Consider the following 17,166-nt stretch of genomic DNA (forward strand, 5'->3'; position numbering starts at 1 on the left):
CTAGAATAACCACAACCACATTGGCAGGGTGAATAGTAAGAGAATAGATCCTAGTGCTAAAGTTGTGACTGCGAGATTACGATCTAAATTAAAGGTTTCGGCAATTACCAGGGAAGCGAAGGCTGGAGGCATAGCCATTTGTAGGATAATTACCTTGGCGGCTGGCCCGGTTAATCCCAAAAAGGGCAAAGTACAGCCCAAAATGAAGGGAACGAGCAGCATTTTAATGAGTAAGCTGATTCCTACCTGTGGTAAGTTGACCCAAGTGTTAAGCTTTGCCAACCGCATCCCAATTAATACTAAAGATAAAGCTACTGTAGTCCAAGCTAATTTATCTAAGCTGAATGCTACCTCATCAGGAATTGCTATTTGACGGAATAATAAGCCAAAGCCAAAACTCCAGATGGCGGGGTTAATCAAAATAGCTTTAGCTACTTGAGTAATGTGTCCTTGATTGTGTTCATTGTCACCAAAACGCGCACCTAAAGCTACACCCAAGCCATACGCACCAGGAAAAGACCCTAGTAAATCGTAAAATAACGCCCAAGCAAAGTATTCTTGACTGATCATTGCTAAGGTGATGGGGAAACCCAGATATCCGGTGTTACCAATCATCGCTGCTAACAACAAACTACCTTGAGTAGACTTTTGGGGGATGGTTTCGCTGAAGTAAGTTTGTACTTTTATGCCTAGCCATGCTAAAAATGCTCCTAGTAGAATAGCAAGGTAAGCGATCGCTGGAGCAATCCAAATCGGCCCTGATAAGTCAGCTTGGCGTAAGAAAGCAACAATACTGATAGGTACTCCCACCCAAAACAAGAATTGAGCTAAACGAGTCGGGACTGTACTAGGTAGTTTCCGTCCCAGCATAAATCCTATGAGGACTAATCCCACAAGTTTGACGTATAGTTCTAGGAGATTTATCAATGTTGTGTCTGGGGATATAGATGTAAAATGCTACCCAATCAGTTTATTTCTATTTAGTTTAAAATCTGTTATGAATTGTGAACAAAAACAGGAGTTGACCTTTGAATAAAGCTGGATATTCTGGAAAACCAAAAAACTCATTAGGTGAACCTATTGACGATATTCCAGCAGCTTTACGCGATACTCCTGATGTCACGCGTAAGACAAAGTTGCAACCCATAGTTTTGTTGCTGGGGGGAGTAACAATATTTGTACTGCTGGCTATAATTAGCGGCTTTTTGTTTTCGCTCACCACACCGAAGAAAACTGTCGAATCTCAGCCTTCACCCGTTAGTTCTGTTCCTATACCAACTCCTACTAACTCTCCCAATAATATTGATAGTGTATTGGGACATTTGGCATATCCAGAAGCACCAGTGTCAGAATTAGTCCCAATTACCGCCGATGGCCGAATCAGAATGCGGAAAAACGCCGCCGCTAGATATCAGGCGATGGTACAAGCGGCCAGGAGTGCAGGGGTAATTTTAGTCCCTATTTCTGGCTTTCGTGCTGTAAAAGAACAGGAGCAGTTATTTTTTACTATTGGCGCACAACGCAATCAAACCCCAGCGCAAAGAGCAGCTCTCAGTGCGCCACCAGGACATAGTGAACACCATACTGGTTACGCTGTGGATATTGGGGACGGAGCAGCACCAGCGACAAATCTGCAAGTTACCTTTGAAAATACCAGAGCTTTTCAATGGCTTCAAGCTAATGCTGCTCGCTTTGGCTTTGAGCTGTCCTTTGGACAAGATAATCAACAAGGGGTGAGTTATGAACCTTGGCACTGGCGTTTTGTAGGCGATCGCGATAGCCTAGAAACGTTCTATAAAGCCAGAAATATCAAACCAGCTAAAATAGCTCAATGAAAAGTGCTGAGTGCTGAGTGCTGAGTGTATAAAAAATTAACCAACTTCTCAGAGAAGTTGGTTAATTTTTTAAAAAGCCCGTGACGAGGATTGAACTCGTGACCTCACCCTTACCAAGGGTGTGCTCTACCACTGAGCCACACGGGCGAATTTTGAAAATTCTAGATTTTGAATTTGCATGAAATCCAAAACCTAAAATTGAAGGTGGGCCGGGCTGGATTTGAACCAGCGTAGGCGTAAACCAACGGATTTACAGTCCGTCTCCATTAACCACTCGGACACCGACCCGTATGTCCCACGATTTACAATAATAGCAGCATATTTTAGAAATGGCAAGGGCTTTAGAAAAATTTTAGGAAGTTTGTAGTCAGGACTTTAGTCCTGAAAGTTTCTAAGCACTAAAGTCCTGACTATAAAACTGTCTAATCTAGAAGTTCTCCGGTTTCTTGCAGGGAGTGCAAGCGGCGATAAATGCCTTCATGACGCAAGAGTTCATCATGGCTACCGACTTCTACAATCTTTCCTTGATCTAAAACGACAATCTTATCTGCTTCCCTGACTGTACTCAGACGGTGAGCAATGACGATTGTGGTACAAGTCCCTTGAATCGATCGCATCGCTAATTGAATGGAACGCTCAGACTCGTAATCTAGACTAGAGGTGGCTTCGTCAAAAATCAGCACATCGGGTTGTACTAGCAAGGCTCTCGCAATACCCAAACGCTGTCTTTGTCCACCAGATAACCTGACGCCACGTTCCCCAACAACGGTGTAATAACCTTGGGTTAGTTGCTGCACTACTTCGTCAACTCTGGCAATTCTACAGGCTTCTTGAACTTCTTCCAAGGTAGCAGTTGGTCTACCATAGGTGAGGTTTTCCAAGATAGTCCCGTTAAACACGTCTACTTCTTGGTGTACGATCGCCAGCCTGCGTCTATACTTACCTACATTCAAGGTGCGAATATCTTGACCATCAATGAGAATTTGTCCATCTTGGGGTTCAAAATAACGCAACAGTAGCTTCACCAAGGTAGACTTACCAGAACCAGAACGTCCGACTAAGGCGACTGTTTGGTATGGTTCAATCAACAAGTTGATATCTTGCAGCACTTTACGGTTAGCATCATAACCAAAACCAACGTGAACAAATTCAACTTTGCCAGTAAATTTATAGGGTGATGTTGTCTCGTCTTCTTTACCTAAAATCCCAACTGATTCATTACCAATTGGTTCTTGGAGAAATTCATGAAATCGCAGCATGGAAGAATAGCGACGAGCAAAAACTTCTGCTAGGGTGCTAATTGGTTCTAACTCAGCATAAGCCATACTAGAAAGAGTTAAAGTCATAACAAAATGACCGAGAGAAACTCTACCGTTGACTGTGGCTGCTAACGTTAAACTCAAAATGCTAAATACACAAAACTGAATTACGGCTTTTTGCCAAGTCAGCAGTTTAACATAACCTTTATGAATGCGATGATCTACTACTTTTAGCTCTCGATCTAAACGTTGCTTTTGGCGTTTTAATTCTTTGCCTTCCGTTGCAAAAGCTTTGACAGTTTTGATATTAGTGATTAGTTCGGAAGTCCGGCTTTCCGTATCTTCCATGTATTTATCTAATTTGCTTTCATGCCAAATTATCCGTTTTAATTCCTTCAAGCTAAAGCCAAGTATAGCTACAAAAGAAATTAAATATAACAGAGCAATTCGCCATTCAATCAACACAATAAATACAAAAATTCCCACCACACGAAACATTTTAGGAATTAACTGTCCGGCGATTTCAGGATATGTCCAAGTGTGGTTAGAAATACCTCTAGCAACTCTGCCTGCTATCCGTCCGGGATTATTTTCATCATAAAATTCTAGTGGGAGAGTCAGAATTTTTTCGATGGCAATTTGGGTTTTATCCCGACGCGATCTTAAGGCGATATCCCAGTGAAACCAACTAGTTAACCAAGGTTGTGTGGGTGCTTTGATTACAGTCACCAGGAAAATTATCCCTAGCAACACACCTAATGATAGAGTTTTATTGACTGGATAATTAGTAAAATCGGAAAAAATTGCGATCGCCTGCGTCAATGGTTGATCCAAAGGTTGACCAGACAGAACATTTAAAATCTGTCCAATCGCATAAGGGACAAGCAAATCAACAATTTCGTAAATACTAGACGCTGCAATACTGAAAACACTCAGCTTCCAGTCGGGACGAAAGTAATTGAGAAGGTCTCGAAATTTAGCCATGATGCACACTGCCCAAGAGTGCGAGTGTTCGCTTGGAGTTATAATATTACATACATAATACAATTGTAGTCAATAGCTAAATCAATAAATCACCCGAATGGGTGAGAGATTTGAGCAGTGTAGATGTTTAAAATCTTTACATTTATTATTTCTGGGGATGAAATTCTAACCGATAGCGATAAAGAGCTACGGGTTGAGAAACAGCCTGAAAATAATCTGGGTCTTGGGGTGAGAGATAGACAGCAGTAACTTGATCTGCTTCAATCGCTGGATTATTTGGAGAAAGTTGATGATAAGCTGTAGTAGATTCAACGGAGTTTAAATAAGGTCGAGAACCACCTTTAAATAGTTGTTGAAATACCTCTGAAGTGATAAATTTTCCATCTGGTGTATTTTCTGTGGCGCGTGCAGTCACAATCGAAATTAATTGGCGTTCTCCCCGTAAAAAGGTAATTTGACGATTAGGAGAATCAGGATCAACTTTGACTGTTAATACTGTTTCATCTCCCAAATAAGCCCGCGCTAAATTCAAGCTATTAAATGCTCTATCTGCAACTAAATTTTTAGAATGATTATTTATTTTAGGAATTATTTTTAAGCCAGAACTAGGTATTTTTGAGGGAATAAACCGGACTAAAAAACTGACAGGTTTGTTGAGTTCTTGGCGATTTCCTTCAAATCCAGGTGTAACTATATTTGGTGCTAAAGGTGCGGCTAAATCTACCAAAGTGCTTTTAACTTCCCAATTTCCCGCCATCCATTCCGGGTAAACTAAATCTCCAGTTGCTGTTTGCACAGAGGTTAGTTTTTCCCACTGAGGAAAGTTAGCCAAATGTTCGGATAATTCACCAGCTATTGCATGATCATTCCATCCCAATAGAAATAAAAACACTAAGCAGATACTTAAAATTGCTTTTTTAATCATTAGTCATTAGTCATGAGTTTTTCCCCTACTCCCTCAATTAACCCTTGATTCCCTTAAAGCGTTCCTTGGCTTTCTCAAATGCTTCTTGCATTACCGACTGAATTTCTTGGGGATCGGGTTTATTACCACCCATTAAATCACCAAAGTAGACACAGGCGGTTTCCCCTAATGACCAAGTGTAAGCAGCTGCCCAAGATGCCGCGATCGCACTACCAAAACCTGGTACAAATTTAATTAACTCTCTACCAATGGCTTGGGCTAAAAAACCACCTGCGATCGCACTTACAATACCACCGGCTTGCGATGGCGACAAGTTCTGTCCGTAGAGTTTCCCCAATATAGTCACCATCGAAACTTGCAAGGCGGTTAATACAGGCATGGTAGCAAAGGGTAATGGCACAGCCGAGAGGGTAGCCGCCATCACAGCGAATGATAAAATATAACGTCTGCCTGCATCTCGGTAGATATTGCCCAGTTTCTCTGATGCTTGCTTATCTAATAGCTGGTAAATCGCCTGCGCTTCTGCTTCGGGGAGCAATTCTGCCAGGCTATCCCTAAGTGCGTCTAAGCCGTAAAACACAGGATTATAGCCATCTTCCTCTAAGGTAAAGTCAATGAGAACCGAGCGATCGCATAATCCCGCAAAGGCTTCTTGAATCGCCCCAAAAGCTCGATTCATCTCCTCATAGTCTGGGGGATAGGCTGGATGATCCGAGACGCTGGGGGGGTAAATTTCATGCAAGCAGGTAACTGCTAGTAAACAGGGTACTTCTGGGTACTTCTGACGCAACTGTTGAGCAATCTGGCGTAGGGTGTCAGTAGCGAAGTCGTTAATTTTTACTGTCAAAATTAAGACTCTGGCACGTTTGGTTTCCTGTTGTAAGTCTCCTACCAACTCTTGAATAATCGCCTGGGTTTCTTGGTTGATATCTCCTAGCCCTACTGTATCAGTAAAAATCAGCAACGGCAGTTCATTGGAAGGATAAGCATACCGTTCAGTGTGTTGTGTGTGGGGACGATATCCCTGTCCGACAATCTCAGCCGACACCCCTGTTAATCCCCGGATAATGGAACTTTTGCCAGCTTGGGGTTTACCGATTAACAAAGCCTCTGTTGTTGGTAGTTCTTTGCGGACTCTCTCTAAAATTTCTGTAATTTCAGTTTCGCTAACACTAAACCACTGTGCTACTGTCTGTGTAACTTGGTCTACAGGTACACGTTGTCTTAAACCTCCGGCTGTCTTCTTCCAGGCACCAGTTAGGCGATTTCTCCAAGATTTTGGTCTAATCATCGTCACTAATTCGTAATTCGTAATTTACGCCGTGTGCAACTTTCTCTCAAACCTAACCCCCAACCCCTTCCCTACATTCTCTTCTCCCAAAGGGAGACGCTACGCGAACGAGAGGCTACGCCAACGCGCAGCGTCCCGCAGGGAACGTAAGAGAAGCAAGCTATGGAGAGGGGTTTCAAAAATAAGTTGCACATCGCGTTAATTTGTAATTTTTTGGTTATTGCTCTCAACTACAATTTTGCCGTTAACTGAGTAGAAATGGTAATTTTTATGCCTTGGACTAGTATCAACAAAACTTAAAAAACCGGGTTTCTCAAGAGCTATCAAGGCTTTCAACCTCAAATATACTCAAGAAATCCGGTTTTTGACCCAGGTGCAAGATGTCAGCCTCACACTAGCAGCTAGGAAAAGAAGAAACAAGTCAAATCCTCTTCATTTCTGCGTTAACAAGCTCCAATTCTGCCAACAATGACGTAGATGGTCTTAAAAATTAGATATACATCGTATAGTGGATGCCAATTGCTTTGATAACGTAGGTCTAATTCAACTATTTGTTCAAAATCTTTTACTTGCGATCGCCCATGAACTTGCCATTCACCGGTCAATCCTGGTTTGACGTTTAAACGTTGCCAGTGGCGGTTGTTATACTTTGCTACTTCATCACCAGTGGGTGGACGTGTTCCCACTAAACTCATATCGCCCATCAACACATTCCAAAACTGGGGGAGTTCGTCTAAACTGGTGCTGCGTAAAAAGCGTCCTACTTTTGTGACGCGGAAATCATTTTTGTTCTTAAATACGAGTCCATTAGCTTCGTTGTCTACTAAAGATTTGAGGTTCTCCGCATCGTTGACCATTGAACGGAATTTCCAAATGCGAAAGGGACGACCGTAAACTCCGTAGCGTTCTTGAGAGAAGAAAATCGCACCGGGACTATCGAGTTTGATGGCGATCGCGATCGGTATAAATACAATAGCAAAAATCAACAGTCCCACCAGACTCCCTAAAATATCGAGACAACGCTTAAATTTTGACTGTACTGATGGATGTTGAGTAAATTCTAATCTCCAGTCTTGATAAGTATCACTTTGCAAGATTTTTTGTACAGGTGTTGGGTACATGGTACATTCTCTAGCCGAATGTTTAGGAACAATGGTAGTATTACTGATTTTCGCTCAGGATATAAACATTACTTCATATAAAACTGATATTTCACAGTATATTTACTTGATCTTCATCTAAATTCAGGAAATCATTAAGTTTTATGAATTTAAGATAAAGAGAGATAAATATATCTCATAGAGGATGATTGGCACAGATTAATATGTATAAAAGAACTCATCCAGCTTAAAAATTGTTCCTAGTGCAAGCTAGCAAGTTAAATTTGACGGGTAAGGAAATTCGTAGAATAGCGTTTCTCGGTTGAGTGAGGTAGAAGAACTCCACCCCCCAAACCTCTCCCCCGAAGTTCTGTTCGGTGGAAACGGCTGCTCAGACTTCGCTCTGCCGCGAAGAGGGAACTATGATATACCTCATGTGATGAGGAAATGCTATAGCTTAAACAACTAAATAAGCTGGGCAAAAATCACTATTTAGTTTAAAAAGGTTGAAAAGCTTCTGCAATAAGTTTTCCTACCTTCTACATTTTTGTAATATCTAAATTACATAGGTTAAAAAGTGAAACAAAACTAAGAAAATATCACTTAACTAGAAAAAATGCTTCTATCATTTGCCAGAAGCAGTAACAAACAACTTAGAAATATTATTAACGCAGCGATTATATCAGGCTGTTTTTAGTAAATTAAATTACTTATTATTGATATTCAAATACGCAAATGCTCTCTCACTATCGGGGTAGTCAGGACATGATTTCATCTGGGGTCGAAGTAAAAATTAACCGTCTAGAATCCATTGTTGAGCAAATTGGAGAAGCTGTACTCTCTACAACTGAAACAATTGAACGTCTGGCAGACAGATTAGAAAATCTTAGTTGCCAAGTTGAAGCACAAGGTAAGCAGTTACAGCAACAAGGGTATCAAATTTTTGCCTTGTGTGATGCAGTCCAAAGTCTGGCCGAATCACAGGATGACTCATTGCAAAAATTGGCTCAACTCACACAAACTTTAGATAAATTGACTTCATTAATTCAGGGATTAGATGAGTGCTGAGTTGTGTTAGCGGTAGCGCGGCTTTTAGCCGGTGCTGAGTAATGAGTGCTGAGTGCTAGTTGTGAGTTTTAAATTTTTCTCCAATGTCCAATGCCCAATTCGCAATGCTCTTAAACTTTTAATTGAGTAACTGAAATATTACCAGAAAAGCAAACATCTACATCACTGCCAGGTGTGCGATCGCGTTTGCCATATTCCCCCACATAATAAAAATCATCACCATCAATGCGATAGTTGACTGGTAAAGGTTTATTACAAGGTTGGCAGAACACCAACTGCGGTTCTGGTTCTCCTGGTTGTAGATGGGGTAAGTTCACGTTCCAAAAACATCCCGATTCTAGGGGACGGTGTAATAAGTCGGTTAAAACCTCAGCCGTCAACTTAGCCGCCAACTCCCAATCAAAATTTTGCTTGGCTTTACGATAATGGGAGATGGCGATACCGGGGATACCGTGCATGGCGGCTTCTCGTACAGCCGCGACAGTACCAGAAATGTAAGCATCAACTCCCAAGTTACCGCCGGCGTTGATTCCTGACAAAACAAATTTGGCATCTTGACACAGTTGCGTTAAGGCAATTCTGACACAATCAGCAGGAGTACCAGCGATCGCATACTCAAAATCAGAACGCCGCTTCAGATTAATTGGACGAGTAGTCGTGACTTGATGACCACAACCAGATTGATGATGCTTTGGTGCAGCAATCAGCACATTTTTAGCATTGACAGCTTGCGCCAACGCTTTAATCCCAGGCGCATCAATACCGTCATCATTAGTTAAAATTATGGTCACGTCGCTTCGCTCCGAATTCAAAATTCAAAAAAACTCTTCCCTGTCCCCTGTCCCCTGTCCCCTGTCACCTATCACCTATTACCTCTTCCCTGTCTCCATCCCAGGCGGTAAGAAAGTTCCAGTTTTCGTCATCTTCCTGATTTTCAGGTTGCTGACTTCCTAGTTCTTTTCCTTCTCGCAAATTTTCATAATCGCCTGAGTCTACCCACTTCAAAAGTTCAGATGCTCTCATTACTGTCCAGGGTAGAAGATGTTCCATAAAGCTAAAAGTTTTAGCAAATTGATCCAAACTATCCAGATTATTAAATTCAAAAGCACGAGCCTGAATTACAAAATCATTGATTGTATCTTCATTCAAATATTCCTGTGGTAAGCCACCCAATTTCATCAAAGCAGTAATCGCTACATCTACATTTTGACAAGCCAATAAACCAGCGCGATCGGCAGTAAATTTGGACATAATCATCCAGTTATATAAGGCAATTTCTATACCATTAACAGCTAGTCCACCTATTCCTAATGTTGTACTACTAATCAAGTTCTTAACCACAGGCATAACATGAGCCATTTGTTGATATGCCAGATATTTGCCTTTAATTTTTGCAACTTCGTGTCCAAACACAAACAACAATTCATCATGGGAAAGCCATTCCATCCCTTCCAGATTTATCCCTACTACTGGCTTTTCTACCCCAACGGCGTAGGCTTTAATGTACCCTGTGCCGCGAAATAAAAACAGTTCTGGAATAGGATTAATATTGAGGATGTTACAGGCTTCCAAAAAAGCGTCATTGAGTCTGGGAAAATTACGAGGCGTGACTTTAAATTCACAACCAGTTATTTGCATCCGCAGTAATTTATCGATGCCATATTCATTGACTTTTTTCAACAATAAACGTAGCACTGGAGTCCGTTCTAAAGAGACGCGTGCTTGATGATCAAATGGATGCTCATAAAACTCTGTTTCCAACCCGATAAATTGTTTTTTTGTCATAAGTTTGGGTGTTTAACATAACAATCTAAATATAGACTGGACGGGTCTCATCATACTTGTTACATAACTAAAATTGACTCGTCATATATAACGCCGTGTGCAACTTTCTCTCAAACCTAACCCCCAAGTCTCCCAAACCATCCCAGAAGGAAAAATCCCTGAAAGGAAAGTCTGGTTTTGTGCCGATTAAAGCCAGATGGGTCATTGAAAGAAGTAATGCTTGGATGGAACGCTGTAAAAGCTTGGTCAAAAATTTTGAAAGAACTTTGGCGAATGCGACGACTAAAATTCATCTCTGTTTTGTCAGACTTATGCTCAAACGGTTAGCTACTTCATAGATCCCAAATGGGTTCTATATAAATTAAAATATCCCACCAAAGTATCAATCATCCCCGCATACCATTGTTCCGGCGTAATCTCTGCCGTCCCAATGGCGGTAATATCCACAGCCGCACAAGCAAACCCCTCCGCCTGCAATCGCCCCATCACCTGCACCCGCAGGCTAGATTTCCCCATCTGGCGCGAGTTAAGAACATAACAAAATTGCCCAGCTTTCAAGCCCGTATATAAGTCATCATCAGCTTGACGTTTGACATAAGTTGGCGCATCTGTGGGAAGGCTACCACCGACTTGATACATAAAAATTCAAAAATATTCTGAGGTTTGTAGTAAGGACTTCAGTCCTTATCCCTCTTTTGTTACTCTGGGAAAATAAAAATCAAAGCCAAATCTTGAACTGTAGATAGAACGGGCATTTGAGCGTTTATTTTCTAACACAATGGTTGAAATCATGGTTTTTGGTAAAAGTCTTATGCTGTAAGCATTCCAGATTATTCTCTCCCGAAAGTGATAAAAGAGGGTTATTCTTCTAAGAACTGAAGTCCTTACTACGAACTTTGATTAAACTCAGCACTCATTCCAACTCAGGCGATCGCTAAAATATTTACTATACAACTTACACCTACAGCAAATATACGGTTATCGTTTAAAACTTTATTTTCTTAAGGAAATTAGGCTTTTTGGCGATGATGAATGCCTAAGAATGGCTAAAATGCTGAAAATAGTTACTTGTGGTTTTTGACTAGATAGCCAGATATTCTTCATGGAAATTTTACGCTAACCTCGTATTTTCCCTGATTACACAAAGATTCCATCAAAATATCTAGATCCATCTCCGAAATATTACGGTTTTAGTTTAGTAATTGGGTATATAGCTATAAACCTTAGAAGCTACCCAAGGCTATGAAGCGATCGCACTTTGTCAAATTCACGATGATAGTTTTATTCTCCCTAGGCAGTGTTGGCGTTGTCGGCGGGAGTTTCTTTCTAAGAAGAGCGTTTAGTAGTAGTAGCCCCAATCAAGTAATTACTGATACATCTCGTTATCATGAAATTCGTCATCAACTCTGGTTAAGTCAAGAAGAAGTAAAGCATTTCCCTAAAGAAATACCGAAGGATACCGAAAATCTACGCATTGCTTACTCTCCGGGAGTTTCCCAAGCAAGTGTTTTCTTTCAAACTAGACTCAAACAATCACCAGCACAGATTCAAAAGTTACTGACACAATACAGAAAACTGGCAAAACGTCAATATCGGGGTGGAGACAGTAACGACCACGCCAATTTACCCAATGGTGTACCAACCACTTTGTTTTACACAAGCGATTCTGGCGGTGAGTCTTTTCCCCCTTCCTACGAAATATTAGTCTTAAATGCCGAGGATAAAGGTAGAGCCGGCTTTAAGTGGAATCACGGTAATAGTTATGGTGTAGCTATTGATAGTTCAGCCTCAGAAATTGTCTATTGGGCAGAAGCATGGTAAGACTAATTCTCTGTGCCTCTGTGGTTAAAAATAATTTATTCACCACAGAGACACGGAGACACAGAGGAAAATAGGTGTTTTTCCTAATTATTTTCGACTTTTACACCTTTCCAAAAAGCAACATAACCCTCAATATTCTTAGCTTTCTCCTTGGCGTTGGGATAGTACCAAGCCGCGTCTTTGTTGACTTGTCCATCAACGGCGATGCTGTAGTAACTAGCAACACCTTTCCACGGACAAGTAGTGTGAGTGTTACTTTCTTGGAAATACTGCTTGTTAATTGCGTCAGATGGGAAATAATGGTTGCCTTCCACGACGACGGTTTGGTCGCTTTCAGCTAAAACAGCCCCGTTCCAAATAGCTTTCGGCATAAGTGCGTTTGTGATTAAAGTTTACACTTAATATTCTGACACTTCTACAGCTTCAAGTATTGAGATTGTGACTCACACAGAATGCTATCAGAAAAGCGATCGCTACTTTTAATACCATGATGGCAGAGGAAGTAATGGATAGCCAAACCACTATAGTTTTGTGAATAATGGCAAAACCCTTCTGTCACTTTTGGCTGATGGCACTAGTAATTGTTTTAATTAAGCTTTTATGTGAAGTCATATTTTCATAGTCATGTGCATATGTAGTGAAAATGACTGATGGTGTGTAATTAAAACTTTGAAACTCTTAACAAGCTCAATAACTATATTTTAGAGTTAGTCATACTATGATTATTTAATAAGTATATACGTATAAAACAAACTTTTTAGAGATGGAAGGGGTCAAGGTTGTTGTGATTAAAGCAATACATACTCAAGTTAAAGGGAGAGCCAGATATAAAATCACAGAACTTTATGGTTCGATAGAATTAAAAGAATATTTAGAGCGATCGCTAATCAAAAACCCAGTAATATGGCAAGTCCATGCCAATACATTAACGGGGAATTTGTTGGTAAATTTTACGCCACAATACAATTATCAACAAATTCAAGCTTTGCTTGCAAAAGCTATATTAAAATTTACAAAAAATCAGCCGTCAACTCAAACCGCAAAATTAATAAAACCTACTCATAAAATTACAAAAACTCATAGTAGTGTCGAAGAACAAAGAACAGATAATTGGCATTTAATCCCCACAGATAAAGTTCTCCATACCTTCCAAACTTCACCGGAATCAGGGCTATCGAGTCAAGCGGCTGCCATTAATTTGAGTAAATATGGCGCGAATGTCCTTGCAGAAACTGAATTGCGGTCTAATTTGAGCATCATCATTGAACAGTTTCAGTCCTTACCTGTGGCTTTATTGGGTGTGGCGGCGGGAGTATCAATTTTCACTGGTGGATTGATTGATGCTGCGGTGATTTTAGGCGTGGTGGGCTTGAATGCAGTGATTGGTTATGTCACAGAAAGCCAGTCAGAAAAAATTATTCACTCCTTGAAACATCATCAACAAACATCTGCTTGGGTAATGAGGGATGGAAAGTCTATAGAAATACCCATCGAAAATATAGTTGTGGGAGATATTTTAATTCTTAAACCAGGCAATTATATAGCGGCTGATGCCAGATTGATTGCAGGCGATGATATAAGTATTGATGAGTCGGCTTTGACTGGTGAGAGTATCCCCGTTAGTAAGACTACGGCATCTTTGATGGGTGAAGATGTGCCATTAGGCGATCGCTTCAATATGGCCTACAAAGGCACTTATATCACAGGCGGTCAAGGATTGGCGGTGGTGGTGGCGACAGGCACATATACAGAAATGGGTAAAATTCAACAGCTAGTAGGCGCAGCCAAAGCCACAGAAACACCCCTAGCCAAACAACTAGACGCAGTAGGCGGACAACTGGTGTTAATCAGTATGGGGATTTGCGGACTAGTCTTTGGGATGGGAGTAATGCGGGGATATGGTTTAGTACAGATGCTGAAATCATCCATATCTTTAGCGGTGGCGGCTGTTCCCGAAGGACTACCCACAATTGCCACTACCACCCTAGCTTTAGGTATCCGCGATATGCGGAAGCATAAAGTTTTGGTGCGGAGTCTGGCTGCTGTCGAAGCTTTAGGTTCTGTGCAGACAATTTGCATGGATAAAACCGGGACAATTACCGAAAATAAAATGTCCGTGGTGGAAATTCACGCCAACACCAGAGAAATTAAAGTTTCGGATGGTGACTTTCTAGTTGGAGAGGAGAATCTCAACCCCTACGCTGACGATGAACTATTAAAGTTGATTCATGTATCGGTGTTATGTAATGAAAGTGAAGTCAGCAGACAAGCGGATGGGGAGTATGCAGTTACAGGTTCAGCTACAGAAAACGCCCTGATTTACATGGCCATTGCGGCGGGAGTAGATGCGATCGCCCTGCGAGAAAAATATCCTCTACTGCAAACTAACCTGCGTTCCGAAAACCGTAACATTATGAGTACAATTCACCAAACTCATAATCAAAATAAATTTGTAGCTGTCAAAGGTAGCCCCACCGAAGTTGCACAGCTATGCCAATGCAGGATAGAAAATGGCCAAGTAGTGCCTTTAGATGACGAACAAAGGCAGACAATAGAAATTGAAAACGATCGCATGGCCGGGAAAGCGTTGCGAGTCCTGGGCATAGCCTACAGCCATATAGATGAAGACTACAACGGCAACGGCAACAATCATAACCATGAATCAGACCTGATTTGGTTGGGTTTGGTAGGTATGGCAGACCCTATTAGAAAAGGCGCGAAAGCCTTAATTGCCGACTTCCATCAAGCCGGGATTGACACCGTCATGATTACCGGTGATCAAAGTCCTACCGCCTATGCAATCGCTAAAGAATTAGAATTAAACCGCGACACCCAACTAGAAATTCTCGACTCCACAAACCTCAACAACCTCACCCCAGAAGCCTTAACCGCCCTCAGCGACAAAGTAGACGTATTTGCCCGCATCAGTCCCAGCAACAAACTGCAAATCGTCCAAGCCTTGCAAAGTGCAGGTAAAGTCGTCGCCATGACCGGCGATGGAATTAACGATGCACCCGCCTTAAAAGCTGCTCAAGTTGGTGTCGCAATGGGTAAAGGTGGTACAGATGTCGCCCGTGAGGTTGCAGATATAGTATTAGAAGACGACCGACTCGAAACCATGATTATCGCCGTCAGTCGCGGACGGACGATTTATAACAACATTCGTAAATCCGTGCATTTCCTCCTCTCCACCAACCTCAGCGAAATCATGGTGATGACTACTGCTACAGCCGTGGGTATTGGTGAACCCTTGAATGCCATTCAACTACTATGGCTAAATTTAGTCACAGATATTTTCCCTGGTTTATCTCTGGCGTTGGAAGCACCAGAACCAGAAGTATTAAGCCAACCACCCCGCAGTCCAGCAGAACCAATCATCAAAAATTCTGATTTTGGCAGAATTGCTTTTGAATCAGCAGTCATCTCTGCTAGTACCCTAGCCGCCTATGGTTACAGCCTCCTCAGATATGGTATGACTCCCCAGGCTAGCACCATTGCCTTTATGAGTCTGACATCAGCCCAACTGCTACATACAATTAGCAGCCGTTCCGAAACCCACAGCATTTTTAGTCAAGAAAAACTCCCGAATAATCCTTATTTAAATGCTGCCATTACAGGTTCTTTTGCCATTCAAGTTTTAGCGATCGCTATTCCCCCACTGAGAAATCTATTAAGAATCACCCCAATTAATCTTGTGGATGGTGCTGTCATTGGTGCTAGTGCTGTACTGCCCTTGTTGGTAAATGAAGGAACAAAAGGGACTGGTGACTGGGGACTGGTGACTAGGAAAAAATTATCCCAATCCCCAAAAGTAGGTGAAGTATGAAAAAAGACTTTATGTTTACATCAGAATCGGTGACAGAGGGACATCCTGATAAACTTTGTGATCAGATTAGTGATGCGATCGTTGATCGTTTTTTGCAACAAGACCCCTACGCCAGAGTCATTACAGAATGCGCTGTTGCTACAGGGATTGTTTTTCTGGCTGCCCGATTTGAACCAAATGCCAACGTAGATTTTACCAATATTGCTAGACAAGTTATCGATCAGGTTGGTTATAACCACAAAGAATTTAATGGTAAAACTTGTAGTGTTTTGACCAGCTTAACAGAATTACCTCCTGATCAATATCACTTATTTGATGAGCAAAAACTATCAGATGAAGAGATAGAAAAAATTACGGTAACTAACCAAGCTACAGTTTTTGGTTTTGCTTGTAAGCAAACAACAACACTCATGCCCTTGCCTATATGGTTAGCACATAAACTAGCTAGAAAAATGAGTGAAGTTAGAAGTAAAAACATCCTAGATTATCTAACTCCTGATGGTAAAACTCAGGTTGGAATTGAATATAAAAATCGCCGTCCCCATAGAATCCATAGTATTACAATTGTTGCTAGTCAAAATAAACGCAAAAAACCTGAGTTGAAAAAATTGCAGGATGATATTAGAGAAACTGTAATTTTTCCGGTGTTTGAACATGAAGAAATTAAACCGGATGTAGAAACTAGAATATTTATCAATCCCGATGGCCCGTTTATTGTTGGGGGGCCTGCGGTGCATTCTGGTTTAACAGGCAGAAAAAACGCTATAGATACCTATGGTGAATATTCTAAACATAGTGGTTCAGCTTTAAGTGGTAAAGACCCCATCAGAATAGATCGAATTGGAGCTTATGCTGCTCGTTATGCTGCTAAAAATATTGTTGCGGCTAACCTAGCAGATGAATGTGAAGTGCAACTAAGTTATTCTATAGGTCTATCTCGTCCTGTAAGCGTGCAAGTAGAAACTTTTGGTACAGGTAAAATATCTGATGATGAAATCACAATTTTATTAGAAAAATATTTTGATTTTCGCCTAGCAGGTATTCTCAAAGAGTTTAATTTAAGACATTTACCTTCATTGATGAAAGGCGGATTTTATAGAAAGCTAGCTGCTTATGGTCATGTAGGTAGAGATGATCTAGATTTGCCGTGGGAAAAAATAGATAAAGTCAGTTTTTTGAACTAAACATAATTTGCAGACATTCAATTAAATAGATTTGTAGTCTAAGGCTTTTATTTGATTCAGGTTTGTAGTCAGCATTTTAGTGCTTGAC

General features: G+C 41.1%; 13 protein-coding genes, 2 tRNA genes and 1 pseudogene. 5 read left to right on the forward strand and 11 right to left on the reverse strand.

The genetic code is table 11. The features are described 5' to 3' along the window. A complete protein-coding gene (locus VB693_RS00330; RefSeq protein WP_323264563.1) occupies window positions 1-927 on the reverse strand; it encodes an AEC family transporter in 927 nt (308 codons plus the stop codon). Between the two features lie 101 nt (window positions 928-1,028). Here VB693_RS00330 and VB693_RS00335 point away from each other — a divergent pair, with 101 nt between their 5' ends. Next, on the forward strand, window positions 1,029-1,835 hold the full coding sequence (locus VB693_RS00335) for a M15 family metallopeptidase (RefSeq protein WP_323264564.1): 807 nt from the start codon (window positions 1,029-1,031) through the stop codon (window positions 1,833-1,835). Window positions 1,836-1,910: 75 nt separating this feature from the next. Here VB693_RS00335 and VB693_RS00340 read toward each other — a convergent pair. The 6 genes from VB693_RS00340 to VB693_RS00365 all read right to left on the reverse strand — a co-directional run bounded on the left by VB693_RS00340 (window position 1,911) and on the right by VB693_RS00365 (window position 7,415). Further along, window positions 1,911-1,982: transfer RNA gene (locus VB693_RS00340), tRNA-Thr, on the reverse strand. A gap of 58 nt (window positions 1,983-2,040) precedes the next feature. Further along, window positions 2,041-2,123 (reverse strand) — tRNA-Tyr (locus VB693_RS00345). A 134-nt stretch (window positions 2,124-2,257) separates the two neighbouring features. Then, window positions 2,258-4,078, reverse strand: coding sequence for an ABC transporter ATP-binding protein (locus VB693_RS00350; protein WP_323264565.1), 1,821 nt, complete (start codon window positions 4,076-4,078; stop codon window positions 2,258-2,260). Window positions 4,079-4,223: 145 nt separating this feature from the next. Then, the gene (locus tag VB693_RS00355; RefSeq protein ID WP_323264566.1) at window positions 4,224-5,003 is read right to left on the reverse strand and encodes a DUF6816 family protein; all 780 of its coding nucleotides are present in this window, start codon (window positions 5,001-5,003) and stop codon (window positions 4,224-4,226) included. Window positions 5,004-5,040: 37 nt separating this feature from the next. Then, the gene (locus VB693_RS00360) at window positions 5,041-6,294 is read right to left on the reverse strand and encodes a 50S ribosome-binding GTPase (protein WP_323264567.1); all 1,254 of its coding nucleotides are present in this window, start codon (window positions 6,292-6,294) and stop codon (window positions 5,041-5,043) included. Window positions 6,295-6,737: 443 nt separating this feature from the next. Further along, a complete protein-coding gene (locus tag VB693_RS00365; RefSeq protein ID WP_323264568.1) occupies window positions 6,738-7,415 on the reverse strand; it encodes a sugar transferase in 678 nt (225 codons plus the stop codon). Between the two features lie 744 nt (window positions 7,416-8,159). On the opposite strand from VB693_RS00365, the gene VB693_RS00370 reads away from it, so the two are divergent. Further along, window positions 8,160-8,462, forward strand: a complete 303-nt coding sequence (locus VB693_RS00370; RefSeq protein ID WP_190700037.1) for a hypothetical protein — start codon at window positions 8,160-8,162, stop codon at window positions 8,460-8,462. 110 nt (window positions 8,463-8,572) lie between these two features. Here VB693_RS00370 and surE read toward each other — a convergent pair whose 3' ends face one another. The 3 genes and pseudogenes from surE to VB693_RS00390 all read right to left on the reverse strand — a co-directional run. Next, window positions 8,573-9,253, reverse strand: a complete 681-nt coding sequence (gene surE / locus VB693_RS00375; RefSeq protein WP_323264569.1) for a 5'/3'-nucleotidase SurE — start codon at window positions 9,251-9,253, stop codon at window positions 8,573-8,575. A 64-nt stretch (window positions 9,254-9,317) separates the two neighbouring features. Beyond that, window positions 9,318-10,247 carry a M48 family metallopeptidase gene (locus VB693_RS00380; protein ID WP_323264570.1) on the reverse strand — a complete coding sequence of 310 codons (930 nt, stop codon included), beginning with the start codon at window positions 10,245-10,247 and terminating at the stop codon, window positions 9,318-9,320. 354 nt (window positions 10,248-10,601) lie between these two features. Then, a pseudogene (locus VB693_RS00390) lies at window positions 10,602-10,886 on the reverse strand (hypothetical protein); the annotation flags it as partial. Between the two features lie 603 nt (window positions 10,887-11,489). Here VB693_RS00390 and VB693_RS00395 point away from each other — a divergent pair. Further along, on the forward strand, window positions 11,490-12,068 hold the full coding sequence (locus VB693_RS00395) for a hypothetical protein (RefSeq protein WP_323264572.1): 579 nt from the start codon (window positions 11,490-11,492) through the stop codon (window positions 12,066-12,068). A gap of 83 nt (window positions 12,069-12,151) precedes the next feature. On the opposite strand, the gene VB693_RS00400 is transcribed toward VB693_RS00395, so the two are convergent. After that, the gene (locus tag VB693_RS00400) at window positions 12,152-12,439 is read right to left on the reverse strand and encodes a DUF427 domain-containing protein (protein ID WP_190700049.1); all 288 of its coding nucleotides are present in this window, start codon (window positions 12,437-12,439) and stop codon (window positions 12,152-12,154) included. Window positions 12,440-12,852: 413 nt separating this feature from the next. Between VB693_RS00400 and VB693_RS00405 the strand changes: the two genes are divergently transcribed. Continuing rightward, window positions 12,853-15,894: an HAD-IC family P-type ATPase gene (locus VB693_RS00405; RefSeq protein WP_323264573.1), complete on the forward strand. Its 3,042-nt coding sequence runs from the start codon at window positions 12,853-12,855 to the stop codon at window positions 15,892-15,894. Further along, window positions 15,891-17,078 (forward strand): methionine adenosyltransferase, encoded by a 1,188-nt coding sequence (gene metK / locus VB693_RS00410; protein ID WP_323264574.1) that lies wholly within the window; start codon window positions 15,891-15,893, stop codon window positions 17,076-17,078. Before VB693_RS00405 ends, metK begins: the two co-directional genes overlap by 4 nt. The last annotated feature ends 88 nt before the right edge of the window (window positions 17,079-17,166 follow it).

Origin of the sequence: Anabaena sp. UHCC 0399, assembly GCF_034931465.1 — a bacterium.
Lineage (GTDB): Bacteria > Cyanobacteriota > Cyanobacteriia > Cyanobacteriales > Nostocaceae > Trichormus > Trichormus minutissimus.

Coding starts and splice junctions, on each gene's coding strand:
- VB693_RS00350 (WP_323264565.1), bottom strand. CDS start 4,078: ATGGCTAAATTTCGAGACCTTCTCAATTACTTTCGTCCCGACTGGAAG.
- VB693_RS00355 (WP_323264566.1), bottom strand. CDS start 5,003: ATGATTAAAAAAGCAATTTTAAGTATCTGCTTAGTGTTTTTATTTCTA.
- VB693_RS00360 (WP_323264567.1), bottom strand. CDS start 6,294: ATGATTAGACCAAAATCTTGGAGAAATCGCCTAACTGGTGCCTGGAAG.
- VB693_RS00365 (WP_323264568.1), bottom strand. CDS start 7,415: ATGTACCCAACACCTGTACAAAAAATCTTGCAAAGTGATACTTATCAA.
- VB693_RS00370 (WP_190700037.1), top strand. CDS start 8,160: ATGATTTCATCTGGGGTCGAAGTAAAAATTAACCGTCTAGAATCCATT.
- VB693_RS00380 (WP_323264570.1), bottom strand. CDS start 10,247: ATGACAAAAAAACAATTTATCGGGTTGGAAACAGAGTTTTATGAGCAT.
- VB693_RS00395 (WP_323264572.1), top strand. CDS start 11,490: ATGAAGCGATCGCACTTTGTCAAATTCACGATGATAGTTTTATTCTCC.
- VB693_RS00400 (WP_190700049.1), bottom strand. CDS start 12,439: ATGCCGAAAGCTATTTGGAACGGGGCTGTTTTAGCTGAAAGCGACCAA.
- metK (WP_323264574.1), top strand. CDS start 15,891: ATGAAAAAAGACTTTATGTTTACATCAGAATCGGTGACAGAGGGACAT.